Below are 24507 nucleotides of genomic sequence, written 5' to 3'. Positions count from 1 at the left end.
TCTTATCCCTGTTTCTGTTTGCGCTCGACGAGCAGGATGTGGTCTGCGGCGAGCACGACTTCATTGCGCTGGTTCAGCACTTCGCAACGCTCGACGACGCGGCCCATATCCGGCCGCTTCGGATCGTCTTCCTTCGACGAGATCGTCACGCGGGTGCGGATCGTATCGCCGATATGGACGGGGCGGACGAAACGCAGGCGGTCATAGCCGTAGGAGAAGGCGACCGGGTTGATCAGCGTTGCCGTCAGCCCGACGCCGATCGAGAACACCATCGTGCCATGGGCGATGCGCTGGCCGCCGGGCAGCGTCTTGGCGAATTCGGCATCCATGTGATGCGGAAAGAAATCGCCGGTATGGCCGGCGTGGACGACGAAGTCGGTCTCGGTGATCGTGCGTCCCGTCGTCGTGCGAACGGCATTCAGCGCGTAGTCTTCGTAATGGATGGTCTGTTCGGACACGGGATTACTCCTTCGGCAGCGGGCTCAACGGCGTCGCCGGGCTCGCGCTCGATTGATAGGCGGCTTCGACAAGCGCCATCGTCTGCCATCCGTCCTCGACGGATCCGATGAGCACATCGTCTTCGCCGGAGGCAAAGCGCTGCAGATTTGCCATGCGATTGGCAAAGGCATCCGGGAACCAGGTTCCCTCGAGCGGCACGGAGACCCAATCGGCGGCGCCATCAGCCCTGATCCAGAGTTCGTCCGGCTCGCCGCGCGGATAGTCGAGATTGACGCCGAGCTTCAGATAGGCGGCACCCTTTGTTCCGCAGATGCGGAATTCGCAGGCCTGGAAGCGGCGGCCGAAGTCGTGGTCGTGGTTGATCGAGAGCGCGCAACGGATCCTGTCGCCATAGTCGAGGATCGCGGCGGTGCGCGTCTGCGCCACCTCATGGTTCGGATGGCCAATCGTCTTGGCGTGGACGCCGAGCGGATTGCCGAGCAGGTCCCGGACGACATCGAGATAATGGATCGAGTGCATGGCGATCTCGATGCGCGGCAGGCCCTTCAGGAACGGCCAGAGACCCCACGGGGTTGCCAGCGCCAGCCAGGCGTCGAAATCGACGACCTCGCCGAGATGCCCCCTGGCGATCGCATCCTTCAGCGCCAGCATCATCGGCGCGAAGCGCAGCTGGAAATTGACGGCGGCCTTTATCCTGCGGGAACGGCAGAGCGACAGGATTTCCGTCGCCTCCTGCAGATTGCTGCCCATCGGCTTCTGCAGCAGCGCGAAGGACCCATCCGGCAACTGCGACAGGATTGCGGCATGGGCAGCGGGCGGGGTCGCCAGATCGAAGATCGCGCCTTCGGTCTTGAGCGCGTCGTCTTCAGAGGCGAAAGCGACCGTGCCCCATTGCTCGGCGAGCGCGCTCGCCTTGGCAAAATTCGGATCGAAGATGCCGGCGACGGGGAATCCGGCCTTTCTGTAGGCCGGAAGGTGCGCGTCGCCGACGATGCTTCCGGCGCCGAAAATGACGATCGGGCGGGGCTTGGCCGGGCGCGGCCATGATTGCCGCAGACGGCTTGGATCGAAGGCCTCAGTCATGATGGAAGACCTCCTCCATCATCGCCCACCATTCGCCGGGCTTGCGGGTTTCGAGCGGCTGCTGCTGCGGCATGCAGACGGCCCACCATTCCTTGTTCTTCGGATGCGTCGCCATCTTCGCCATGTCGGCGTCGAAGTCGTCGCCGGTATATTCCCAATAGCCGAAGAGCAGGTTTTCCGGCTCTTTCAGGAAGATGGAATAGTTGGTGATGTTGCATTCGGAGATCAGCGCCAGGATCTCCGGCCAGACGGCCGCATGCAGCGCTTTGTACTCCGCGATCTTCTCGGGCTTCAGCCCGACAACCATTCCCATGCGCTGCATGGCCACTCTCCTCAGCCGCGAAACTCTCGGGTGAATTCCTTGATCGAGCGAGCCTCGACCGCCAGCCAATCCCAGCTGATGCCGAGCCCCGGTTCGGACGGCGCGATCGCCCGGCCGTCACGGATCTCCATGCCCTTGGTGGTCAGCTGATCGAGCTGCGGAATGTATTCGACATATTTGCCGTTCTGCACCGCGCAGACCAGGCTGACATGCAGTTCCATCAGGAAGTGCGGGCAGACCGGGATGTCGAAGGCCTCGGCAGCGTGCGCCACCTTGAGCCAGGGCGTGATGCCGCCGATGCGGGCAACATCGACCTGGACGATCGAGCAGGCGCCCTTCTGCATATATTCGCGGAAGTGGCGGATCGAATAGATCGACTCGCCGACGGCAATCGGGGTTGCGGTCGAGCGCGACAGGCGGATATGCCCATCGAGATCGTCGGCCGGCAGCGGCTCCTCGATCCAGGCAAGGTCGAGTTCCTTCAGGCGCGCGGCGCGGCGGATTACTTCATCGACCATGAAGCCCTGATTGCAATCCGTCATGATCTCGAAGCCGTCTCCGACGGCGGCGCGCACGGCCGAAAGGCGCGCGTAGTCTTCAGCGCCATGCGGCTTGCCGATCTTCACCTTGGAGCCGGAGAAGCCCTTCGACTTCGCCAGCAGCGCGTCTTCGACCAGCGCTTCCTTCTCGATATGCAGCCAGCCGCCTTCGGTGGTGTAGAGCGGGCAGCTATCCTTGGCGCCGCCCGCCAGCTTCCACAGCGGCAGTCCTTGCTTCTTGGCCCGGAGATCCCAGAGAGCAGTATCGACGGCGGCAAGCGCCAGTGCGGTGATCGCACCGATCGTCGTCGCGTGCGTCGCAAATTCCATCTTGTGCCAGATCGCCTCGATGCAATCGGCATCCTCGCCGATCAGCAGCGGAACGAGATGATCCGAGAGTAGCCGCATGATCGACGAGCCACCGGTACCGATCGTGTAGCTGTAACCAATGCCGGTCGCGCCGTCGGAATCGGTGATCGTGACGATCGGCGTTTCCTGGCTGACGAAGCTCTGGATGGCATCCGTACGCTTGACCTTGGGAGCAAGGTCGACCATGCGGATTTCAATCTTCTCGATGCGGGCCATGTCTCTCTCCTCCCCCTCAGATTGCCAGGCTTTTGCCGGTATCGGCTGCAAACAGATGCGCCTGTGACAGGTCGAAGCTCATCTTGATCTGCTCGCCTGTCGCCAGCGCCCGCGGATTGAGCATGCGCGCCACCCATTCCCGGCCGGCGAATTCGACGAAGACGAGCGTTTCGTTGCCGAGCGGCTCGGTGATGCTGACCGGGAGGCTCGCCTCGTGAACCTCCGATGCACTTCCCGTGACCAGGCCGTGACCGGTCGGGAAGAGATCGTCGGGGCGCAGGCCGAAGGTGACCTTCTGACCCTGTGTCACCGCACTCTTGAATTTTGCCGGCAGCGGCAGGCGATCGCCGTTGGCGAAGACGACGCTGTCGCCATCGACGGTGGCATCGAGGATATTCATCGGCGGCGAGCCGATGAAGCCCGCGACGAAGCGGGTTGCCGGGCGCTTGAACACCTCGTCGGGTGTGCCGACCTGCTCGATATGGCCATCGCGCATGATGACGATGCGGTCGGCGAGCGTCATGGCCTCGACCTGGTCGTGGGTGACATAGATCACCGTCGCCTGCACCTTGGCATGCAGCTTCTTGATCTCGGTACGCATCTGCGTGCGCAGCTTGGCGTCGAGGTTAGACAGCGGCTCGTCGAACAGGAAGACCTCGGGATTGCGCACGATGGCGCGGCCCATGGCGACGCGCTGGCGCTGGCCGCCGGAGAGCTGCGCCGGGCGGCGGTCCATCAAGGCTTCGAGGCTGAGGATCGCAGCCGCCTCGTTGACGCGCTGATCAATCTCGGACTGCGGAACCTTGGCGATCTTCAGCGAGAAGCCCATGTTCTCGCGCACGCTCATATGCGGATAGAGCGCGTAGGACTGGAAGACCATCGAGATGTTGCGGTCGCGCGGCGCCAGATCGTTGACGACGCGGCCGCCGATTTCGATGTCGCCGCCGGAAATCGGCTCCAGACCGGCGACCATGCGCAGCGTCGTGGACTTGCCGCAGCCGGACGGACCGACGAGCGCGATAAACTCCTTGTCGGCAATATCGAGATCGATGCCGTGGACGATTTCGAGCGCGCCGTAGCGCTTGACGAGTTTCTTGAGGGAGACCTGAGCCATGGGAAATCAACCTTTGACCGCGCCGAATGTCAGGCCGGATACGAGATGCTTTTGAATGATGAAGGTGAGCGCCAGCGCCGGAACGATCATGACGACCGCGAGCGCGCACATGCCGCGCCAGTCGATGGTGAACTCCGCCGTGTAATCGAGGAGGCCGACCGGCAGGGTTTTCGAATTGACCGAACGCGTCAGCTGCGAGGCGAGCGCATATTCGTTCCAGCAGGTGAGGAAGGCGAAGATGCCTGCCGAGGCAATGCCGGGGCCGGCCAGCGGAAACTCGACCTTCCAGAAGGCCTGCCAGCGGGTGCAGCCGTCGATCTGCGCGGCTTCCGCCAGATCCTTCGGCACCTGGCGGAAGAAGCCGTCGATCAGCCAGATCGTGAAGGGCACGTTGAGCGCAACATAGGTGAGGATCAGGCCGAAATGCGTATCGATGATGCCGATGCGCGAATAGACGATGAAGAGCGGCAGCGACAGCGCGATACCCGGCACCGACCGCGTCAGCATCAGGCCGAGGAAGGTCGCAGACTTGCCGGCAAACCGGAAACGCGCGAAGGCGTAGCCGCCGGACATGCCGATCGCCAGCGCGATCACCGTCGAGGTGATCGAGATGATCAGCGAGTTGCGGAAGTAGTCCCAGATCGGAATGCCACCCTTGCCGATACCGGAGAACATCGCGCGGTAGGCATCGAGCGACAGCTCGTTCGGGATCCAGACCGGCGGCTTCGCCATGATTTCGACCGGCGGGCGTAGCGAACTGAGCACGATCCAGAAGCCAGGAAGGCAGATGACGAGCATCGCCAGGAATAGGCCGATCAGATAGAAGACACGGCCGATACGGCGGCGCAGGCGTTGTTGTGCGTTGAGATCCATGGCTTACCACTCCGCGCCGATTTGGGTGCGGGCGAGCGCCAGCTTCCGGAAGAAATAGACGGTGAAGGCGATCGACAGGATGATCGAGACATAGGCCATGGCATTGGCAAGGCCCATCTGCGCATCCGCATAGGCGGTGCGGCCGACCAGCGTCCAGAGCAGCTCGGTGCGCCGCGCCGGCCCGCCGTCCGTCATGATCTTGACGATGTCATAGGCGCGCGCGACGTCGAGCGAGCGGATCGTCATGGCGATGAAGGCGAAGGGCATCAGGAACGGCCAGATGACATAGCGGAAGGTCTGAAGCGGCGTGCAGCCATCGACGCGGGCGGCCTCGACCGGTTCCTGCGGCATGGCGAGCAGCCCTGACAGGATCAGGATCGCGAAGACCGCCGTTGATGACCAGACCTCGGCGACGACGATCGAGAACAGCGCCAGATTGCCGTCAATCAGCCACGGGATCGCGTTGTCGGTCAGCCCCAGCGCCTGCAGGGCATTGTTGATCAGGCCGACATTGTCGTTGAACATAAACTTGAACTGGAAGCCGACGAGCACCGGCGAAAACATCATCGGGAACATCATCATGGTGCGCAGCACGCGCTGGCCCATGGTCGCCTTGTTGACGAGCAGCGCCAGGCCGAGACCGAGCAGCATTTCGAGATTGAGCGCTATCGTCAGCAGTACGACGGTGCGCACGAAAGCGGCGAGAAACACCGGATCGGTGAGGATGCGCATGTAGTTGCGCAGGCCGACGAAGACATAGAGCGTCTGCGGCCGGGTTAGCCGGAATGGCGTGAAGCTGGAATAAAGCGAAAGCAGCAGGGGAACCAAGACGACCGCCGCCAGCACGATGATGGCCGGCAGAAGCAGAAGAATGGGTGTCGGAATTTTTTTGAACATCGAGCGACCTGTCCACGCCATATCCGGCGCCTGGACTGCAGGAGGGAGCCTGCAAGAAGCTCCGGTCTTCCAAAAATGAAGCCCCGCACCCGTTTCCGGATGCGGGACCTGTTATGACAGGATCAGAGAGCGCCAGCGTCCTTGAGGATGTTGGTCGCCTTGTCGGCTGCAGCGTCGAGAGCCTCCTTGGAGGTCTTGTCGCCAAGGATGGCCGACTGCAGTTCCGGATAGACCGCGTTGGAAATCTCGATCCATTCAGGCGTGCGCGGAACCGGGAAGGCATGCTTCATGGCTTCCTGGAAGGCGCCGAGAGCTTCCTTCTTGTAAGGGTCGCTTGCGGCCTGCTGGATATCCCAGTCCCAGACCGCCTTGCGGGTCGGCAGGGTGCCGTTCGCAGCTTCGATCTTCTGCGAATCCTCATTGGTGAGGAACCAGACGAGCGAGGCCGCCGCATCCTTGTGCTCGCAGGCTTCGGTGACCGAGAAGCCGTGGTGACCGGACCAGCCGGTCCGCTTGCCGGAAGAACCGGCAGGCTGGACGATCACGCCGACATTGCCGGCAATCTTCGAGTTCTTCGGGTCGTTGAAGTAAGCAGCCCAACCAGGCCAGTCGAGATCGAGTGCCACCGTGCCCGATGCGAAGCCGGCGCCGAGGTCATCCCAGAGGTAATTGGTCGTGCCGGCCGGAACGGCCTTCGCCTTGTACATGTTCACGAACCAGTCGAGCGCGCGCATACCGGCATCGGAATTGAAGGCCGGCTTGCCGTCCTTGTCGAGATATTCGCCGCCCTCGGCGACCAGCATTTCGAAGAAGCGGCCGTTGATCGCCTCTTCCTTGCCCGGGAACTGCGTGCCGAAGAAATTCGGCGGATTGGCGAAGAAGATGGCCTGGTCGGAAACCTGCTTCCAGGTGTCCGGCGGCGCCAGATCATAGCCGTACTTTTCCTTGAACGCCTTCTTCTTGGCTTCGTCGGTATAGAGGCTCTTCTGGTAATACATGGCCGAAACGTCGAACTGGGCGCGCGGCAGCATGACCAGCTTGTCGTCGATCGTCGAAGCGGAGATCGTCGAGTCGACGAACTTGGCGATTTCATCAGCCGGCAGAAGCGGCTTCAGGTCGGTATAGAGGCCTTCGTAGATCGGTGCGAAGGACGAATGGTTGGAGCCGACGCACCACTTGATGTCGCCCGAAGCCAGGTCCGACTTCATTTCCTTGTCGAGTTCGAAATAGTTCTTCTTCGAGAGAACGTTGACCTTGGCGCCGGTCTCCTTCTCCCACTCGGCGATGCGCGCATAGAGCGGCTCGTACTGCTGGCCGCCGATCAGCTTGGCATCGATGGTCACGCCTTCGAACTTGCCCGGCAGATCGGCCGCATTGGCCACGGATGCAAATAGCGAAATCCCAGCCGCGAGGCTGGCTATCAATCTTTTCATATTCCTCTCCTCCACAACGGCGACCTTGTTCAAGTTCGCCGACCCTCCTCACATATGAGTTTTATGTTTATATACAAACGACAAGAAAGTTCCTGCGTCAAGCGGAACTTTCCCTTCTCGAATGGTCCGTCTGCGTATATGCAACTATCATTCATGGGAGATCGCACATGGACATGGATGACGCAGACCGCTACCGCGCCCCGGCGCTCGACAAGGGTCTCGACATTTTGGAACTGCTGGCCAGCGTCGAGGACGGCCTGACGCAGGCGGAAATATCGAAGCGGCTCGACCGCAGCCCGAACGAGTTCTACCGCATGCTCGACCGCCTGGTGCGCCGTGGCTATGTGACGAAGCTGGAAGGTGATCGCTTTGCGCTGACGCTGAAGCTCTTCGGCCTGTCGCAGCTGCATGCGCCGACCCGCCGCCTGGCCTCCTTCGCGACGCCGCTGATGCGCGATCTGGCGCAGAAGAGCCGGCAGGCAAACCATCTCGCCGTCTTCGACCGCGGCTATGCCGTTGTCATTGCCCAGCAGGAAGCCCCGGATTATTGGGGCATTTCGATCCGCGTCGGCTCGCATGTGAACCTGTTCGACACCGGCTCCGGCCACGTCCTGCTGGCCTTCCGGGATGCCGAAGAGCGCGAATTGATGATCGCGGAGCATGTGCGCAGCAAGGACGATCCGCGGCTGACGCCCGAATTCTACGAGCGGCTCGACCAGATCCGCGAGCGGGGCTACGAGATGATGGCGAGCGCCCAGACGGCCGGCGTCTACAACCTCTCGGCACCGATTCTGGGACCGGACGGACGCGGCATCGCCGCCCTCACCTGCCCCTATATCGCGCTGGTCAACGCGCCGAGCGCGCCTGACATCACCCGCACGATCACCCACCTGCAGAAGACGGCGGAACAGCTGTCGCTGCTCGTCGGATCCGATGTCAACGTGAAGTTCTAGGCCTATTTCTTATCTGAATGATCTCTGCATAAGCCGCAAAACGGGGAGGACGCTTTGCTTATCGACACTCACCTGCACCTGATCAACAAGTCGAAACTGAACTATCCCTGGCTCTCCGGCGTCCCGGCGCTCAATCAGGACTTCCTCTATAGCACCTATGCGACGGAAGCCCGCCGCTGCGGCATCGATGCGGCGCTGCATATGGAGGTCGACGTCTATCCCGGCGAAATCCAGCGGGAGACGGATGTCGTCCGGGAGCTTTCGCAGGGTGACGGCAATCTGATCCGCGGCGTCATCGCCTCCTGCCGCCCCGAGGAGGAAGGCTTTGCAGGCTATCTTGAGCGTCAGGTGGCCGATCCCTTCGTGAAGGGCTTCCGGCGCGTTCTCCACGTCGTTCCGGATGATCTCTCCGAAGGCGCCCTGTTTCGCGAAAACATCAAGCGCATGTCCGGCACCGGCCTGACCTTCGACCTCTGCGTTTTGCCGCATCAGATGACCCGGGCGATGGCGCTCGTCGATCTGGCGCCGGATGTGGAATTCGTCCTCGATCACTGTGGCGTTCCGGCGATCAGCAGCGGCGCGTACGACGGCTGGAACGACGGTATCCGGGACATGGCCAAGCGGCCGAACGTTGTCTGCAAGGTCTCGGGCATCGTCGCCTATGCCGATGCCGGGACCTGGGACGTCGAGACGCTGCGGCCCTATGTCGAGCATGTCACGTCAAGCTTTGGTTGGGATCGCCTCGTCTGGGGCAGCGACTGGCCGGTCTGCACGCTGGGCGGCGGCCTCTCGACATGGGTGGCGACGACCTATGCGTTGTTCTCGGGCAATAGCGAGAGCGAGCGGACGAAGGTCTTTTCGGGCAATGCCAGGAAGATCTGGAATCTCGGCTAACCGGACGTGGCGCTCGCTGCCGGACACGGAAACGGGCGCCACGATAGCAGGGCTTCAGCAGCTCTCTGCAAAGAGCCTGTTCAGATCGGCAACGATCACGGCTGCGCTCTGTTTCCCCTTCAGGCCTTCGTTCAACCTGTCGGATCCCCGCTGCTGGAAGGCCATGTAGCCGTCGTGCCGGGGCCGGACCCAGGCACCCTCGAGGGTGGCACGGGTACCGCGGTAGAAATCCGCCGTCGCCGCATTCGCCGCGTCGTCTTCCCATGCAGCGGCATGCCCGGCCTGACCGCCCGAGCTCGTATAGAGACTGCGCTGGATGTCTGCGCCGGAGATCCAGTAGGCGAAGTCGAGCGCCTGCTGCGGATGGCTTGAGAAGGCCGAAACCGCAATGCCGGTGCCCCCCAGCGCCGAACCGATCGGACCGAGATTTCCGGCGACCGGAATGTCGGCGAACTTGATCAGGCTCTCGCGGAAACCCTCGATCGAATAGTTGATGTAGCCGTAGATCAACGGCACGCAGGCAATCGGGCTATCGGCAAGCGCCATGCGCTCGAAGACCGCGATCGGGTCCATCTCGAAACATTCGGGGTCGATGAGGTCAGCAATCTCCCGCATCATTTCGACGGTTTCGGCGCCAGCGGCCGGATCGATCAATTGACCGGCTTCCGTCTGGCACGGATGCCCGCGATTGGCCGACAGCGTATAGAAGGTCATCAGCGTATGCGGCGGGCGGAGCGGCAGCAGAACCTGCCCTTTTCGGGCGAGATCGAGAACCTCCTGCCAGGTCGCGGCGGGCTTTGCGATCCGGTCCGGACGGTAGGCCTGCACCTGCGTTGCGGCATCGATCGGGAAGCCCCATTGGCGCCCGTCCCAGAGGTAACTCGGATAGGAGGCGCCGACGCTGCCTTTCTTCAAGGCCTCACGCTCGGCCTCGCGGCCGGACACATCGAGTGGCAACAGGCACTTCTCGCCAGTGATCTGGCCGACATGCGGGTGGTCGATGACGATCAGGTCATAGATGCGCGCCAGCTCCTCGACCGGATAGGTCTCGAAGTCTTGTAGCGACCGCTTTTCCCAATGGATTGCAGTGCCCGTCTGTTCCTCGAACAACCGCGAGCAGGCAACCATCGGGTCGTAGCCACGCGGATGGTTCCAGGTCATTCCCTTCAGCGTAACCTTGCTCATAGCCCGAACTCCTCGCGGATGGCCGCGCTATGCTCTCCGATACGCGGCGCAGCGCGATGAAAGACCGGCCGGGCGCCATCGACGCGGAGCGGCGAGCGGGTGGTCAGAATGGAAACGTTGTCCTCGCGGGTCACCGTCTGCAGCATATCGAGCGACTTGAAACCGTCGCTCTCCATCAGTTCGTTCCAGTTCAGCACCTTGGCGCACCAGATATCGGCGGGCTCCAGGATTGCCAGCCACTCGTCGATGGTCTTCGTTGCGATCCGCCTGGCGATCAGTTCCTTGATCAGATCGCGCTGCTGGAACCAGCTCGAGGGATCGTCGCGATAGGGATCGAGCTCCGGCATTTCGAGGAGATCGGCAAGCTTGGGGATCGGCGTCATGGCGATCGCCAGATAGCCGTCCGCAGCGGCGTAGACGCCGTAGGGAGCTGCGAGATAGGCATGGGCGCTGCGGAAATTCGATCGCTTCGGCAGCCGCTTGCCATCGTTCAGATGCGTGGTCAGCACCTCGAACTGGAAGTCGACGAGCGCTTCGAGCAGGCTGGTCTCGACATGCGCGCCCTTGCCGGTGATCCCCCGGCGGACGAGCGCCGCCAGGATGCCCTGGCAGGCGGCGGCACCGGCGAGCATATCGCCGATCGCCAGACCGAAGGGCACCGGTCCCTGGTCCTCATCGCCATTCAGCCACATCACACCGGAGCGCGATTGCGCCAAGAGATCCTGGCCGGGACGCTTCACCCAGGGGCCCTCTTCGCCATAGCCGCTGATCGACGCATAGACGAGGCGCGGGTTGATCTCTTTCACCGCATCGTAGTGCAGGCCGAGCCGCTCGATGACACCCGGCCGGAAGTTCTGGATCAGCACATCGGCCTTCAGAAGCAGCGTGCGCAGCGCCTTCAGGTCGGCCTCGTTCTTCAGATCGATCGCCAGGCTTTCCTTGGCGCGGTTGATGGCGTGGAAGATCGTCGAGTCACCGCCGATTTCGGTGTCGCTGAGATAGAGCCGGCGCGAGAGATCGCCGCCATCGGGCCGCTCGATCTTGATGACCCGCGCACCGAGATCCATCAGGCGCAGCGAACAATAGGGGCCGGAGAGGAACTGGCTCATGTCGACGACGACAAGGCCGCTCAGGGGAAGATCGCTGGATTGCGTCATTGCATCTTACTTTTCTGTCTGGCCGGCAAAATCGGCCGGGTTCCTGTATTTCACGGTTTGCAGGTGCTCGCAGTAGAGCACCAGTTCGCCCTCGCCCTTGAAGACCTCGTAGCTCGCCCTGATCAGGCCGAGTTCCTTGTAGCGGGGGCGTTTGTCGAGGTTGGTGCGGATCGTGTAGATCGTGTCGCCGATGAAGACCGGCTTGATGAAGCGCAGCTTGTCGTAGCCGTAGGAAAAGGCGTTGACGCAGTTGGTGGCGACAAGCCCGAGCCCGGCCGAGAAGACGAAGGCACCGGCAACGAGCCGCCGTCCGAAGACGCCTTCCTTCTCCGCAAACATCTGATCCTGCACATAGGGATGGATGTCGGTCACCAGCACATTGAAGAGGTGGCTGTCGCTCTCGCCGATCGTGCGGCGCAGCGAGCGGATCTTCTGGCCCTCCGGCCAGTCCTCATAGAACCAGTTTTCGGCATTCCAGACCGGCAGATCGGCATGCGCCTGCGGCATGTCGGACGGATGCGTGGACGAAATCCCGACTGTCGGCTCCTGGCCCACGATCATGCCTCCTCCCGGTAATGAGTTTTCTTATGTGAAGATCATTTTCACATATGAGTGATCTTTGCAAGTCCCGTAAGTTTGTGCCAAGACAGAAGGCGCGGCGTGAATGCCGCGAGAGCTGGGAGGCAGAGAGAGAATGAGAGCCGCAGATCATCGACCGCGCCGCATCGATGTGTATAAAGGCGCTAGCGGCCTTGATATCTTCAGCCGCGCCGCGCCAAATTCCTAAGATAGGGGAGCGCGCTCCATCCATAATGGGATGCGCCGCCGATCAATCCCAAGCAAGCAGAGCCCTGCGACAACGAGATTCTGGTCCAAAACATGCGTCTTACGGATTGCCATAACTTCCACGACTTCCGCCGCCTCGCGAAGCACCGCCTTCCCGGCCCGATCTTCAACTACATCGATGGCGCGGCAGACGATGAGGTGACCTACCGGCGCAACACGTCTTCCTTCGAAAGCTGCGATCTGCTGCCGAGCGTTCTGCGCGGCGTCAGCAATGTCGACATGTCGGTCACGGTCATGGGCCAGCGGCTGGCGATGCCGGTCTATTGCTCGCCGACAGCGCTGCAGCGGCTGTTCCATCACGAGGGCGAGCGCGCGGTGGCGCGTGCTGCCGGCAAGTTCGGCACGATGTTCGGCGTCTCCTCGCTCGGCACCGTCAGCCTGGAGGAAGCGCGGCGGATCAGCGGCGCGCCGCAGGTCTACCAGTTCTATTTCCACAAGGACCGCGGCCTCAATCGCGAGATGATGGCGCGCGCCAAGGAAGCGGGCGTCCAGGTGATGATGCTGACCGTCGACAGCATCACCGGCGGCAACCGCGAGCGCGACAAGCGCACCGGCTTCTCCATCCCCTTCCGGCTGAACCTCGCGGGCATCGCGCAATTCGCCGTCAAGCCGGGCTGGGCACTCAATTTCTTCACGCATGAGAAGTTCAAGCTGCCGCAGCTCGACAGCCATGTCGACATGGGCAGCGGCACCATGTCGATCAGCCGCTACTTCACCGAGATGCTCGATCCCGCCATGAACTGGGACGACGTCGCCGAGATGGTGAAGACCTGGGGCGGCCAGTTCTGCCTCAAGGGCATCATGACCGTCGAGGACGCCAAGCGCGCCATCGATATCGGCTGCACCGGCATCGTGCTGTCGAACCACGGCGGCCGCCAGCTCGACGGCTCGCGAAGCGGCTTCGACCAGCTGGCCGAAATCGTCGATGCTGTCGGCGACAAGATCGACGTGATGATCGATGGCGGCGTGCAGCGCGGCACGCATGTGCTGAAGGCGCTATCCCTCGGCGCAAAGGCCGTCGGCCTCGGCCGCTACTATCTCTTCCCGCTGGCCGGTGCCGGCCAGGCCGGGGTGGAGCGGGCGCTGACGCTGATGCAGGCCGAGCTCGAGCGCGGCATGAAGCTGATGGGCTGCTCGTCAGTCGACCAGCTGACCCGCGCGAACGTCCGTTTCCGCTAATCCGGCCCTCGATCCGTTCACGATTGAGAGAGCAAGCGTTGTGTGTGACGGCACGGCGCGGTAGCTTGCCATGTCTTTTGAAATGGAGGATTTTCAATGGATTATCGCAAGCTCGGCCCGAGCGGCACCATCGTGACCGCCTATTGCCTCGGGACCATGACATTCGGCGCGGAGTCGGATGAAGCCACTTCGCACAAGCTGCTCGACGACTATTTCGCCTGGGGCGGCAATTTCATCGATACCGCCGACGTCTATAGCGCCGGCGTCTCCGAAGAGATCACCGGCCGCTGGCTGAAGGCCCGGCCGACAGAGGCCAAACAGGCCGTGATCGCCACCAAGGGCCGCTTTCCGATGGGTGAAGGACCCAACGATATCGGCCTGTCGCGCAAGCATCTGCATGCCGCGCTCAATGCCTCTCTGAAACGCCTCGGCGTCGATCATATCGATCTCTACCAGATGCATGCCTGGGACGCGCTGACGCCGATCGAGGAGACGCTGCGCTTTCTCGACGACGCCGTTTCGGCCGGCAAGATCGGCTATTACGGCTTCTCGAACTATGTCGGCTGGCACATTGCCAAGGCCTCCGAGATCGCCAAGGCGCGAGGCTATACGCGCCCGGTCACGCTGCAGCCGCAGTACAATCTGCTGATGCGCGATATCGAGCTCGAGATCGTCGCCGCCTGCCAGGATGCCGGCATGGGCCTGCTTCCGTGGTCGCCGCTCGGCGGCGGCTGGCTGACCGGCAAATACAAGCGCGACCAGATGCCGACCGGTGCCACCCGTCTCGGTGAAAACCCGAAGCGTGGCGGCGAGGCCTATGAGGCCCGCAATGCGCAAGAGCGCACCTGGGATATCATCGCCACTGTCGAGGAAATCGCGAGGGCACGCGGTGTCAGCATGGCGCAGGTTGCACTCGCCTGGGTCGCGGCGCGTCCGGCCGTTACCTCGGTCATCCTCGGCGCCCGCACCACCGAGCAGCTCGCCGACAATCTCGGCGCCGCCAAGCTGACGCTCTCGGATGAGGAAACGCAGCGCCTGACGGACATCAGCGCGCCGACGCCCGGCCAATATCCCTACGGTGTCAACGGCACCAACCAGCGCCACCGCAAGATGGAAGGCGGACGCTAACCATCAGGGGCGGCGTCAGATCCTGACGCCGCTCGTTTCGTCGAAAAGATGAAGATGGGCCGGATCGACGGTGACGCCGATGGTTTCGCCGGCATGCGCGCCACTGCGGCCGGTCTGCACGATCGTCAGCTCCGGCGTTGTTGCGGTCGCGACGAAGGTCGACGAGCCCGTCGATTCCACGAAGGCGACCGGCACGTCGAAAGTGCCCTGCCCCTGGCCGGTAATGCCGAGATGTTCGGGCCGCAGTCCTGCCGTCACCTTGAGGCCCGCCTGCAGCTGATGGCCGGAGGCGATGGTTTGCTTCACCGTGCCGAAATCCAGGGTCAGGCTCCGTCCGTCTTCACCGACGATTGCAGGGACGAAATTCATCGCCGGTGAACCGATGAAACCGCCGACGAACTTGTTAGCCGGCCTGTCATAGAGATCGAGCGGCTTGCCCTGCTGCTCGATGATGCCGTCGCGCATGACGACGACATGGTCGGCCATGGTCATGGCCTCGATCTGGTCATGCGTGACGTAAACCGATGTCGCATGCAGCCGGTCGTGCAAAGCGCGGATTTCCTTGCGCATCGAGACGCGCAATGCAGCATCCAGATTGGAAAGCGGCTCGTCGAACAGGAAGGCTTTGGGATTGCGGATGATGGCGCGGCCCATGGCGACACGCTGGCGCTGGCCGCCGGAGAGCTGGCGGGGATAGCGGTCGAGGAGGCCGCTCAAGCCGGCGATCGTGGCGACTTCCTCAGCCTTGCGCTTCGCCTCGGGCTTCGGGACCTTCCGCATCCGCAGCGAATAAGTGAGGTTCTGCTCCACCGTCATATGCGGATAGAGCGCGTAGGACTGGAACACCATGGCGATATCGCGCATGCGCGGCGGCACGTCGTTCATCACGTCGCCGGCGATCTTCATCGTGCCGCCGGTGATCCGTTCCAGCCCTGCGAGCGAGCGCAGCAGCGTCGACTTTCCGCAGCCGGAAGGGCCGACCAGCGCCACGAACTGCCCCTTCGGGATCGTCAGGTTGATATTCTTGAGGGCGTGGTAGGCGCCGTAATGCTTCTCGATTCCGGAGAGCTCGATCTGGATATCCTGGTTCATGCGCGGCGACCTGTAATTGGAACGAAGGGCGGATTTGTCATTGCCATCATTTCACGGCCCCCACCGCGATGCCGCGCGTCAGGGTGCGCTGGAAGATCAGGAAGAAGATCAATGTCGGCGCAATGCCCAGCAGGGCGGCGGCCGCCGTCGTCGTCGGCGTCTGCACGAACTGGCCGTTGAGCACGCCCATGGAGACCGAGACCGTCTGGTTGAAGTTCGATACCAGCAGCACCAGCGGCAACAGGAACTCGTTCCACGTCCAGATGAAGAAGAAGGTCGCGAGCACGGCGAGCGTCGGCATCAGCATCGGCACGACGATGGTCCAGAGGATCTTCCACGGCGTCGCGCCGTCCATTTCGGCGGCCTCAATGATCTCGCGCGGAAAGGCGGTCATGACCGAGGAGAGAAGATAGGTGCCGAAGGCGCTCTGCAGGACCGAGAAGACGATGATGACGGACCAGATCGTGTCGAAAAGTCCGACGGCCTTCGAGAGATAATAGATCGGATAGACCAGCGATTCATGCGGGATCATGATGCCGACGAGCAGGATGGTCAGCATGTACTTGCTGCCCTTCACCCGGCCGATCCCGAAGGCATAGGCATTGAGGAGACTCAGCAGCACGGCAATGACGGCCGTCGATGCGCTGATGATCGTGCTGTTGATCAGCTTCTGCGTGAAATCGACATTGTTCCAGAAGGTCTTCAGCGCCGTGAGGTCGAAGCTGCGCGGGAAAGCCAGCGGACCCCAGGTGCCGTAATCCTCAGGCGTGCGGATCGCATTGGTGAAGGCCAGCACGAAGGGGCACAGGAACAGGATGAGCGCGAAGGAGATGGCAGCCAGCACCCACCAGCGCGACGATCCGTACATGGATCCTGCCGATGTCGCATGTGCAGCCTTGCTGGACGTATCGAGCGAGATCGCCGCTTCACTCATCGGTCATTCTCCGTATGGCGTGCCTGGATGCGGATGAAGATAAAGCAGATGACGAGGGTCATCAGCATCTGCGCGGTGGTAATCGCCGCGCCATATCCGACGCGGTTGGTCGCGAAAAACTCGTGGTAGGACATTTGCGACGGCACCATCGTGGCGTTATCAGGCCCGCCGGAGGTCAACACGAAGATTGGCGCGAAGACCTTGAGCGCGGCAATGGTCGTCGTCAGGCCGACCACGAAGATTTCAGGCTTCAGAAGCGGAACGGTGATCGTCCAGAAGCGCGGCAGCCAGGCGGCGCCATCGAGCTCGGCCGCCTCCTGCAGCGAGGGATCGACGCGGGCGAGGCCCGACATGAAGACGACGAGGCAATAGCCGAGCTGCAGCCAGACCATGACGACCATGATCGCCCATAGCGCCAGCTGCGGTTCGCCGAGCCAGTTCTGTTTCAGACCTCCGAGACCGGTGGCATCGAGCATGGCGTTGACGATGCCGAACGGGTTCAGCATCCAGCCCCAGAGGATACCCGCGGCCGAGACCGGCAGGATCTGCGGCAGATAGAAGCCCGCCCGGAAGAAGCTTGCGAGCGCATTCGAAAAACGCGAGCTGATATAATCGAAGAGCAGTGCCGCAAGCAGCACCCCGATCGCAGTCGGGATGATCGCCATGGCGAAGACGAAGGCGGCCGTATTGACCAGCGAATGCCAGAACGTGTCATCCGTCAGCAGCCGCTCGTAATTGCGCAGACCGGCGAATTTCGGGATGCCGATGCCCTTCCACGTCGTGAAGCTGATCATCAGGTTCATGACGAAGGGGACGAGGATGATGGTGACGAAGCCAAGCATTCCGGGAATGAGGTAGAACCAATAAACCCTGCCCGGCTGTGCGTCCGAGGATGCGCCCGACATATTTCCTCCAGCGTCATTCGAGAATTGGCAGGGCGCCAGAGCGCCCCGCCGGTCGCGCATATCTGTTACTGGTCGCCCTGGACTTCGTCGTAGGGCTCCTTCAGGCGCTCGGCGAATTCTTCGGGAGTGACCGAACCGCCGATGACTGCCTGCGTCGCCTTCAGCATGACGTCGTAATAGCCGGGGACCGGCCAGTCGGGATAGAAGCCGAGGCCGTTCTGCGCGACCAGCTTGTTGAAGAGCTCGACCTCGATCTTGCCGACGGGATCGGTGACCATGGCCGGATCGGCAGCGATCGGCAGACCACCGGAATTGCCGAACAGCGCCTGGTTATCCTTCGACAGCGTGATGTCGATGAAGTCGTAGGCGAGGTCCTTGTTCTTGGCGTTCTTCGGAACGACCCAGATGTTGCCCGTCGAGGCCGGCGAGATGACATTGCCCGGGAACAGGAACTGGCTGGCCTTGAAGTTCTTGATCGCGCCGAACTGGGCGCCATACCAGGTGCCGGTGACCACCATCGGCGACTTGCCGGTTTCGAACAGGTTGGCCATGTCAGGCGCCTTCAGGCCGGTCGAATCCTTGGAAATATAGCCCTTCTTGACCCATTCCTGCAGTTTCTGGCCGGCATAGACGAAGGGCGCGGAGTCGAGCGGCGCGCGGATCGCCTGGAAATCGTTGACCCACTTCGCATCGGCCTTCGACAGCGCGAAGAGATACATCAGGTGCTGTGCCGGATAGTCGTTGGCAGCTTCGGCAATGGGGGTGATGCCCTTCTTGACGAAGACATCCATCACCTTTTCCATGTCTTCCAGCGTCTTCGGCACTTCGACGCCGGCTTCCTTGAACATGTTCTCGTTGTAGAAGACCGAGACGAATTCACCGTAATTGGCAACGCCGATCAGCGGGCCGTTGCCATAGATGCCCTTCTCGTCATAGCGGCTCAGCTGGTTGCTGGCATCGGAGAGAACCTTGTCCCAGCCGCGCTGCTTGGCAACGTCTCCGAGATCGGTCAGCAGGCCCTGCGATGCAGCGAGGCCGGCAACGGCATTACCCTTGTTATATTCCATCAGATCCGGCGCCTCGGCCGAATTGAGGATCATGGTGCCGGACTTGGTGATCTGGTCGAAGGTCTTCAGTTCGAACTGAACTTTGACGTCGGGGTGCTTTTCCTGAAAGGTTTCGAGCGCCTTCTTCCAGGTGATGCCGGCGGCACTCGCCGCGTCCTCATACCACCAGATCTTGAAGGTCTTGTCCTCCGCATGAACGGTGCCGGACATCAGCACCGAGACGCCGAGAGCGAACGCAAGTCTTGATATCGCTTTCATACTTTCCTCCCAAAAAGCGGCTGTGCCGCGAAAGCTGTCACATGAGCGTCGCGCCTGGCCTCCCCGCCGGCACACCGCACGATAGGTCACTCAGCCGGGATCGGCAACAAAATCGCCGCCCCGGGCTTGTTTCAGATGGTTCAGCGCATGGACCTGGCCGGTCATCTCCAGCGCGTCGCGATAAACGGGGTCGTGCCAGCCTTCGATGTCGATCGAGCCCGACCAGCCGGCGAGGCGAAGCTCGGAAATGATGTCGGTCCAGTTGCTGTCGCCGAAGCCCGGCGTGCGCATGAAGACGAACTTTTCCTTGCCGAAGATGCCGTGTTCCTTGATGACGTCCCAGCGGATCGTCGCGTCCTTGCCGTGCACATGGAAGATCTTCGAGGCCCATTTGCGGATCTGCGGCAACGGCTCGATGAGATAGACCATCTGGTGGCAGGGTTCCCATTCGAGGCCAATATTGTCATCCGGCGTCTCGTTGAAGATCAGCTCCCAGGCATCCGGGTTATGGGCAATGTTCCAGTCACCGGTCGCCCAGTTGCCGTCCATGGCGCAGTTCTCGAAGGCGATCCTGACGCCCTTGTCGGCGGCGCGTTTGGCAAGTTCGCTCCAGATCTGCTTGTAGCGCGGCAGGCTGTCGGTCAGCACCTTGCCGCGGATGCGGCCGGTAAAGCCGGCAACGCAGGTGGCGCCGAAATGATGGGCGTTGTCGATGCAATCCTTCCAGCCCTGCAGCGTCTGCAGGTCGATCTCGGTTTCCTCCAGCGGATTGCCGAACATGCCGAGCGTCGAGATCGTGATGTCGCGGTCGCCGATCGCATCCTTGCAGCGCTTGCCAAGCTCGGCGAGATCCTGCCCATTCGTCGTCTGCCAGAAGAAGGGCTCGAAGCTTTCGAAACCCATGCCGGCGATCTGGCCGATGCGCTCGGCGGCGCCGCCACTCGAGGCGCTGATCATGGTGCCGATGCGGATGGACTTTGCGGGGTTGCTCACGTTCTCATTCCTTATGCTGAAATTTCGACGCGCTTGCCCGTCCTGGCGCTCTCGATGGCGCCGAAGACCATGGCAAGGCTTCGGATATTGTCGGAACTGGCCGTCTCCGGCCGCTTGCCCGAGCGGATCGCCTCGATGAAGCTGGCGATCACGCTGGCGTGGCCGTGCGTCTCTTCGTCATGCTCGGGGCCGGGAACCTCTACGGACGTGAAGCCATGCAGCAGGCCGGGCTCGGCGCCGGAGGTGGCGGCGCTGAAATTCTCGGCGCCATCCCAGGTGAGCATTCCCTTCGAGCCGACGAGGCGCCATTCGCTTTCCCAGCTGGTGCGTTCGCCTTCGGCGCACCAGGAGCCGCGATAGGTGAAGACCACATCATCGGCGAATTCGAAAGTGGCATTGGCCGAGGCGCCGTGGCGGTACCAGGATCCCTTCGGGTTCTTCTCGACGCAGTAGACGGCGAGCGGCTTCTTGCCGGCGACGTAGCGGGCCGCATCGAAGGTGTGGATCGCCATGTCGAGCAACAGGACATTATCCATCTCCTCGCGGAAGCCGCCGAAATGCGGGGCGATGAAGAAGTCGCAATGGATGCCGGTGAGATCGCCAATCGCTCCGCTCTCGACGAAACGGCGCATGCGGCGCACGCCCGAAATGAAGCGACGGTTCTGGATGATCGCGTGGACCTTGCCGGCCTCGGCGGCGAGATCGATCAGGGCGGCGCCCTCTGCAAGCGACGTCGCCATCGGCTTTTCGCTGAGCACGTGGCAACCAGCCTTCAGCGCTGCGGAGACCACGGCAAAGCGGGCCGCGGGAATGACGACGTCGAAGACGATATCGGCCCTGGTCTGCGTGATGACGTCGTTAAGATCAGTGCCGATCACGGCATCGCCGAGACCGAACTCGGCGGCAAGCGCCTGCGCGACCTCGGGGTTGAGATCCACGAGACCCCTGATCGCGATCGCATCGGCCAGCGCCGGCGTTTCCTTGATCGCGCTCAGCCAGCCTTTGGACATAGCTCCGCACCCGCAGAGAACGGCATTCAGTTTCACTGATTTCCTCCCGTGGCGCGTCTTCAACCATCCTTCGAAAACGCATCCCGTAAACGTTTACGATAGTATTCAGAAACGTTTCCCGCTGTCAAGACAGGCTTAATTTAGAGAAAATGCTGCGGAAAACATGAGCATAAACGCGGCCTTAGCCGGCTTTGCATTGCGCTGCAGCACAAAAAAATCCGCCATGTCATCTGGCTGTTAAACAAACATTCTACTAAGCTCGGGATCGGATTGCACAGCCGTGCAATGGGAGGAGACACGATGAACCAGGACGCGTTTCTGGAACTGAATTCTGTTGCCTGCAGATATGGCAACACCAAGGTTCTGAACGATATCAACCTCAGCATCCAGCGCGGCGAGTTCGTGGCGCTGCTCGGCTCTTCCGGCTGCGGAAAGACGACGCTGCTGCGCGTTCTGGCAGGCTTCATCGCCCCGTCCTCCGGCACCGTCTCGGTGCGCCAGCGCGACGTGACCTACATGCCGCCGGACAAGCGCGGCATGGCGCTGGTCTTCCAGTCCTATGCGCTGTGGCCGCACATGACGGTGGCGCAGAACATCGGCTACGGCCTGAAGCTCAAGGGTGTCGCCAAGGCAGCGATCGCCGAGCGGGTCAATGCCATGCAGAAACTTCTCGGTCTCGATGGGCTCGGAGCGCGCAAACCGGCAGCGCTCTCCGGCGGCCAGCGCCAGCGTGTCGCCCTCGGGCGCGCGCTGGCGGTCGACCCCGAGATCCTGCTGCTCGACGAACCGCTTTCCAATCTCGACGCCCGCATCCGCCTGACGGTACGCCACGAATTGCGCGCACTGCAGAAACGCCTCGGCATCACCGCCGTCCACGTCACGCACGATCGAGAAGAGGCGATGGTCATGGCCGACCGGATCGTCATCCTGAATGCCGGCGAGATCGCCCAGCAGGGTACGCCCGAGGACGTCTACAATCGTCCGGCTTCAGCTTTCGTCGCTGCCTTCATGGGCGCCGAGAACGTGCTTTTCCTGGAAGGCAGCCCGCAGGGTGACAGTTTCCATATCGCCGCCGGGCCTGCGAATGCCGCGGGCAGCGTCGCGCTTCTCGGCCGCCAGCTGCAGTCAGGCGCGGTCGAAGCCCGCTTCCGGCCGGAAGCGGCGCAGCTCCTGCCGATGGATACGCCAATTGCCGCGCCCGGCATGACTTTCACCGGCGAAGTCACCGCCGTCAGCTATCCCGGCGGCCATTGGCGCCATTCGGTGCGGCTTGGCGATCGCGAGATCATGGCCGATGCGCCGCGCGCCTTCGAGCCCGGCGACCGCGTGCAGGTCCACGTCGGGCCGGACGCGCTTTTCCTCTTCAATTCGCCGGAGTCCAACCCGGCCATTTCCATTTCCCGGTCCGCGGCCGGGAAAGCCCACGCATGACTTTATTCCTTTGAACCCTGGAGAGCACTCATGAAAAGACTGACCTATGCAGCTTTCGCCGTCGCCCTCGCCGCCCTGCCCGTCAAGGCCGATGAGCTGACCGTCGCAACCGCCGGCGACCAGAACATGGTCGATTACATCAACCAGTATCTCGGACCGCTCTTTGAAAAGACCTATCCGGGCAACACCGTCCGTGCCGTCGGCACCGGTCCCGGCGATGCCGGCTCGCAGAAGATCCTCGAGCGCTTCGACGCCCAGCAGGCCGCCAACACCGCCAACTGGGATATCGACGTCGCCGTCGTCCACGAGAAGTTCGCCGGCCCGATGGTCCAGAAGGGCTATCTCGAAAAGTATCGCGGCGCGATCGACACCGGCAAGCTGGTCTCGCGCGACAATGCCAAGAACGCTCTCGGCTCCGACGTCGATGGCTATGTCATGCCGATGTTCAACAGCCAGACGGCGATCGCCTATAACCCGACGCTCGTTCCGAACCCGCCGAAGAGCTACACCGAGCTCGCCGCATGGGCAAAGGAGCACCCGAAGCAGTTCGGCTATAACGGCATCAAGGGCGGCGCTTCCGGCGTCAGCTTCGTAATGGGCTGGATCTACGCCTTCGGCGGCGGCGATGCCAACAACCTGATGACCGGTCCGTTCAAGCAGGACGAAACCGCCAAGTGGGGCGATGCCTTCAAGAGCCTCGCCGACTTCACCAAGAACGCGACGCTGACGCCGGGCAATGCCGGCACGCTCGACCTCCTGTCGCGCGGCGAAATCGCCATGGGCCCGGTCTGGGTCGACATGTTCTACTCCTGGCAGGCTAACGGCCAGCTGCCGCCCGAGCTGAAGCTCGTCCTGCCGGCTCCGGGCATGCCGGGCCAGCCGATGCACTATGTCGTTCCGGCCAAGGCATCGCATAAGGATCTCGCGGAGAAGTTCATCGCGCTCGCTACCAGCCCGGAAGTCCAGGCCGACGGCATCGTCAAGAAGTTCAACTGGTATCCGGGCATCGACGCGCAGTTCGTCAAGCCGAAGCTCGACGACGCGACCTGGAACAAGCTCTTCGTGGACATTACGCCTGAAGATCTCGCCACCAAGGGCAAGCCTTTCCCGATCGCCCAGTACAACACGGCGATCCTCGAGGCTTACGAGCAGTCTGTGAAGTAACGCACTGTCTTCTCCCCGGCGGGGAGAAGATGTCCGAAGGACAGATGAGGGGGAGCGACGAAGGAGCGAACGGCCGGCGCAAGTAAGGCCGCTCCCCACCTTGTCACCCCCTCATCCGGCCCTCTGGGCCACCTTCTCCCCGAGGGGAGAAGGGAACAAGAAGCGAGGTCGAACGATGTCCAGACGCCTGCTCGGTCTCCTGCTCGTGCTCCCTGCACTGGCGGTGATCGCCTTCCTCTTCATCCTGCCGCTGGTCATGTCGGCGGTCGGCGCCTTCAGGATCGAAGGCGGCGGGTTCGGCTGGGACAATTTCTACAAGACCTTCGATCTCTACACGAAAGACATCGTCTTCTCGGTGGTGATCATCACCATTTCCACGATCCTCATCGGTCTCGCCTCGATCGCCATCGGCGGCTATCTGACGCTTGGCGAGCACCCGGTCGCGGTCGCGATCCTGCGCTGGCTCTATCGCTGGCCGATGTTCATTCCATTCATCGTCGTCGGCCAGATCCTGCGCACCTTCCTTGCCAAGAGCGGCCTGATGAACAGCACGCTGATCAGTCTCGGCCTTCTGACGCCGCTCGATGCGCAAAGTTATCTGGACTGGCGCGGCATCGTCATCGCCTTCGTCTGGAAGCAGACGCCCTTCGTGGCGCTGCTCGTCGCCGGAGCCATGGCATCCGTCAACCGCGACACGATCGAGGCTGCGCGCAATCTCGGCGCCTCGAAACTGCGCGTCCTCTTCGAAATCCTCGTGCCGCAGGTGTCGGTGACGCTGACCGTCGGCCTCATCCTCTCCTTCGTGACGATGATGTCGGTCCTGTCTGTGCCGCTGATGATCAACGCCCAGTCGCCGACGATGCTGACGGCCGATATCGCCTTCCGCGTCAACGCCTATGGCGATTACGGCGTGGCCAATGCGCTCGGCCTCGTGTCGCTGGTGCTCGCTTCGTCGGTCGCCTGGATTTATCTGCGCCAGAGCCTGAAGGAGCGCGCATGAGCACCG

General features: G+C 62.2%; 24 protein-coding genes. 7 read left to right on the top strand and 17 right to left on the bottom strand.

What is annotated here, in order from left to right; genetic code table 11:
- Positions 1-2: 2 nt before the first annotated feature.
- From ACQZ5H_RS10675 to ACQZ5H_RS10640, 8 genes are all read right to left on the bottom strand, one after another.
- Positions 3-458 (bottom strand): MaoC family dehydratase, encoded by a 456-nt coding sequence (locus ACQZ5H_RS10675; protein WP_112712410.1) that lies wholly within the window; start codon positions 456-458, stop codon positions 3-5.
- Between the two features lie 4 nt (positions 459-462).
- Entirely contained in the window at positions 463-1542 is a 1080-nt protein-coding gene (locus ACQZ5H_RS10670) for a Gfo/Idh/MocA family protein (protein WP_449097635.1), read from the bottom strand.
- The gene (locus ACQZ5H_RS10665) at positions 1535-1864 is read right to left on the bottom strand and encodes an L-rhamnose mutarotase (RefSeq protein WP_449097634.1); all 330 of its coding nucleotides are present in this window, start codon (positions 1862-1864) and stop codon (positions 1535-1537) included. The genes ACQZ5H_RS10670 and ACQZ5H_RS10665 overlap by 8 nt, the downstream gene beginning before the upstream one ends.
- Before the next feature lie 11 nt (positions 1865-1875).
- Positions 1876-2988 (bottom strand): mandelate racemase/muconate lactonizing enzyme family protein, encoded by a 1113-nt coding sequence (locus tag ACQZ5H_RS10660; protein ID WP_449097633.1) that lies wholly within the window; start codon positions 2986-2988, stop codon positions 1876-1878.
- Between the two features lie 16 nt (positions 2989-3004).
- Positions 3005-4102, bottom strand: a complete 1098-nt coding sequence (locus tag ACQZ5H_RS10655) for an ABC transporter ATP-binding protein (protein WP_449097632.1) — start codon at positions 4100-4102, stop codon at positions 3005-3007.
- 6 nt (positions 4103-4108) lie between these two features.
- Positions 4109-4975 carry a carbohydrate ABC transporter permease gene (locus tag ACQZ5H_RS10650; RefSeq protein WP_130280029.1) on the bottom strand — a complete coding sequence of 289 codons (867 nt, stop codon included), beginning with the start codon at positions 4973-4975 and terminating at the stop codon, positions 4109-4111.
- Between the two features lie 3 nt (positions 4976-4978).
- Complete coding sequence (locus tag ACQZ5H_RS10645) at positions 4979-5872, bottom strand: carbohydrate ABC transporter permease (RefSeq protein ID WP_449097631.1); 894 nt, start codon at positions 5870-5872, stop codon at positions 4979-4981.
- Positions 5873-5994: 122 nt separating this feature from the next.
- Positions 5995-7305 (bottom strand): sugar ABC transporter substrate-binding protein, encoded by a 1311-nt coding sequence (locus tag ACQZ5H_RS10640; protein WP_449097630.1) that lies wholly within the window; start codon positions 7303-7305, stop codon positions 5995-5997.
- Positions 7306-7472: 167 nt separating this feature from the next.
- Between ACQZ5H_RS10640 and ACQZ5H_RS10635 the strand changes: the two genes are divergently transcribed.
- Complete coding sequence (locus tag ACQZ5H_RS10635; RefSeq protein WP_112712426.1) at positions 7473-8258, top strand: IclR family transcriptional regulator; 786 nt, start codon at positions 7473-7475, stop codon at positions 8256-8258.
- A gap of 54 nt (positions 8259-8312) precedes the next feature.
- Positions 8313-9152: an amidohydrolase family protein gene (locus ACQZ5H_RS10630; protein WP_449097629.1), complete on the top strand. Its 840-nt coding sequence runs from the start codon at positions 8313-8315 to the stop codon at positions 9150-9152.
- A gap of 54 nt (positions 9153-9206) precedes the next feature.
- Here ACQZ5H_RS10630 and ACQZ5H_RS10625 read toward each other — a convergent pair whose 3' ends face one another.
- Genes ACQZ5H_RS10625 through ACQZ5H_RS10615 form a run of 3 tightly spaced genes read right to left on the bottom strand, consistent with a single transcriptional unit; the run spans position 9207 to position 12055 of the window.
- Positions 9207-10337: an extracellular solute-binding protein gene (locus tag ACQZ5H_RS10625; RefSeq protein ID WP_449097628.1), complete on the bottom strand. Its 1131-nt coding sequence runs from the start codon at positions 10335-10337 to the stop codon at positions 9207-9209.
- Complete coding sequence (locus ACQZ5H_RS10620) at positions 10334-11494, bottom strand: CaiB/BaiF CoA transferase family protein (protein ID WP_130280039.1); 1161 nt, start codon at positions 11492-11494, stop codon at positions 10334-10336. Before ACQZ5H_RS10620 ends, ACQZ5H_RS10625 begins: the two co-directional genes overlap by 4 nt.
- Before the next feature lie 6 nt (positions 11495-11500).
- On the bottom strand, positions 11501-12055 hold the full coding sequence (locus ACQZ5H_RS10615; protein WP_112712434.1) for a MaoC family dehydratase: 555 nt from the start codon (positions 12053-12055) through the stop codon (positions 11501-11503).
- A 318-nt stretch (positions 12056-12373) separates the two neighbouring features.
- On the opposite strand from ACQZ5H_RS10615, the gene ACQZ5H_RS10610 reads away from it, so the two are divergent.
- Both ACQZ5H_RS10610 and ACQZ5H_RS10605 read left to right on the top strand, forming a co-directional pair.
- Positions 12374-13519: an alpha-hydroxy acid oxidase gene (locus ACQZ5H_RS10610; RefSeq protein ID WP_449097627.1), complete on the top strand. Its 1146-nt coding sequence runs from the start codon at positions 12374-12376 to the stop codon at positions 13517-13519.
- A gap of 96 nt (positions 13520-13615) precedes the next feature.
- Positions 13616-14647, top strand: coding sequence for an aldo/keto reductase (locus tag ACQZ5H_RS10605; RefSeq protein WP_449097626.1), 1032 nt, complete (start codon positions 13616-13618; stop codon positions 14645-14647).
- Between the two features lie 15 nt (positions 14648-14662).
- Here the strand turns inward: ACQZ5H_RS10605 and ACQZ5H_RS10600 are convergent, their stop codons facing one another.
- The 6 genes from ACQZ5H_RS10600 to ACQZ5H_RS10575 all read right to left on the bottom strand — a co-directional run bounded on the left by ACQZ5H_RS10600 (position 14663) and on the right by ACQZ5H_RS10575 (position 20942).
- The gene (locus tag ACQZ5H_RS10600; protein WP_449097625.1) at positions 14663-15739 is read right to left on the bottom strand and encodes an ABC transporter ATP-binding protein; all 1077 of its coding nucleotides are present in this window, start codon (positions 15737-15739) and stop codon (positions 14663-14665) included.
- A 46-nt stretch (positions 15740-15785) separates the two neighbouring features.
- Entirely contained in the window at positions 15786-16673 is an 888-nt protein-coding gene (locus ACQZ5H_RS10595; RefSeq protein WP_449097624.1) for a carbohydrate ABC transporter permease, read from the bottom strand.
- Complete coding sequence (locus tag ACQZ5H_RS10590) at positions 16670-17578, bottom strand: carbohydrate ABC transporter permease (protein WP_130280049.1); 909 nt, start codon at positions 17576-17578, stop codon at positions 16670-16672. Before ACQZ5H_RS10590 ends, ACQZ5H_RS10595 begins: the two co-directional genes overlap by 4 nt.
- Before the next feature lie 65 nt (positions 17579-17643).
- Positions 17644-18903, bottom strand: a complete 1260-nt coding sequence (locus ACQZ5H_RS10585; protein WP_449097623.1) for an ABC transporter substrate-binding protein — start codon at positions 18901-18903, stop codon at positions 17644-17646.
- 90 nt (positions 18904-18993) lie between these two features.
- Positions 18994-19896 carry a sugar phosphate isomerase/epimerase family protein gene (locus ACQZ5H_RS10580; RefSeq protein ID WP_449097622.1) on the bottom strand — a complete coding sequence of 301 codons (903 nt, stop codon included), beginning with the start codon at positions 19894-19896 and terminating at the stop codon, positions 18994-18996.
- Positions 19897-19907: 11 nt separating this feature from the next.
- On the bottom strand, positions 19908-20942 hold the full coding sequence (locus ACQZ5H_RS10575) for a Gfo/Idh/MocA family protein (RefSeq protein ID WP_449097621.1): 1035 nt from the start codon (positions 20940-20942) through the stop codon (positions 19908-19910).
- A gap of 264 nt (positions 20943-21206) precedes the next feature.
- Between ACQZ5H_RS10575 and ACQZ5H_RS10570 the strand changes: the two genes are divergently transcribed.
- The 3 genes from ACQZ5H_RS10570 (at position 21207) to ACQZ5H_RS10560 (ending at position 24501) form a co-directional block, all read left to right on the top strand.
- Entirely contained in the window at positions 21207-22337 is a 1131-nt protein-coding gene (locus tag ACQZ5H_RS10570; RefSeq protein WP_449097620.1) for an ABC transporter ATP-binding protein, read from the top strand.
- A gap of 30 nt (positions 22338-22367) precedes the next feature.
- The gene (locus ACQZ5H_RS10565; RefSeq protein WP_449097619.1) at positions 22368-23501 is read left to right on the top strand and encodes an ABC transporter substrate-binding protein; all 1134 of its coding nucleotides are present in this window, start codon (positions 22368-22370) and stop codon (positions 23499-23501) included.
- Positions 23502-23676: 175 nt separating this feature from the next.
- Positions 23677-24501 carry an ABC transporter permease gene (locus tag ACQZ5H_RS10560; protein WP_112712454.1) on the top strand — a complete coding sequence of 275 codons (825 nt, stop codon included), beginning with the start codon at positions 23677-23679 and terminating at the stop codon, positions 24499-24501.
- Positions 24502-24507: the final 6 nt, after the last annotated feature.

Source organism: Rhizobium sp. 21-4511-3d (assembly GCF_053522545.1).
The sequence above is the reverse complement of the archived record's forward strand: the minus strand, read 5'-3'. Positions and strand labels throughout refer to the sequence as shown.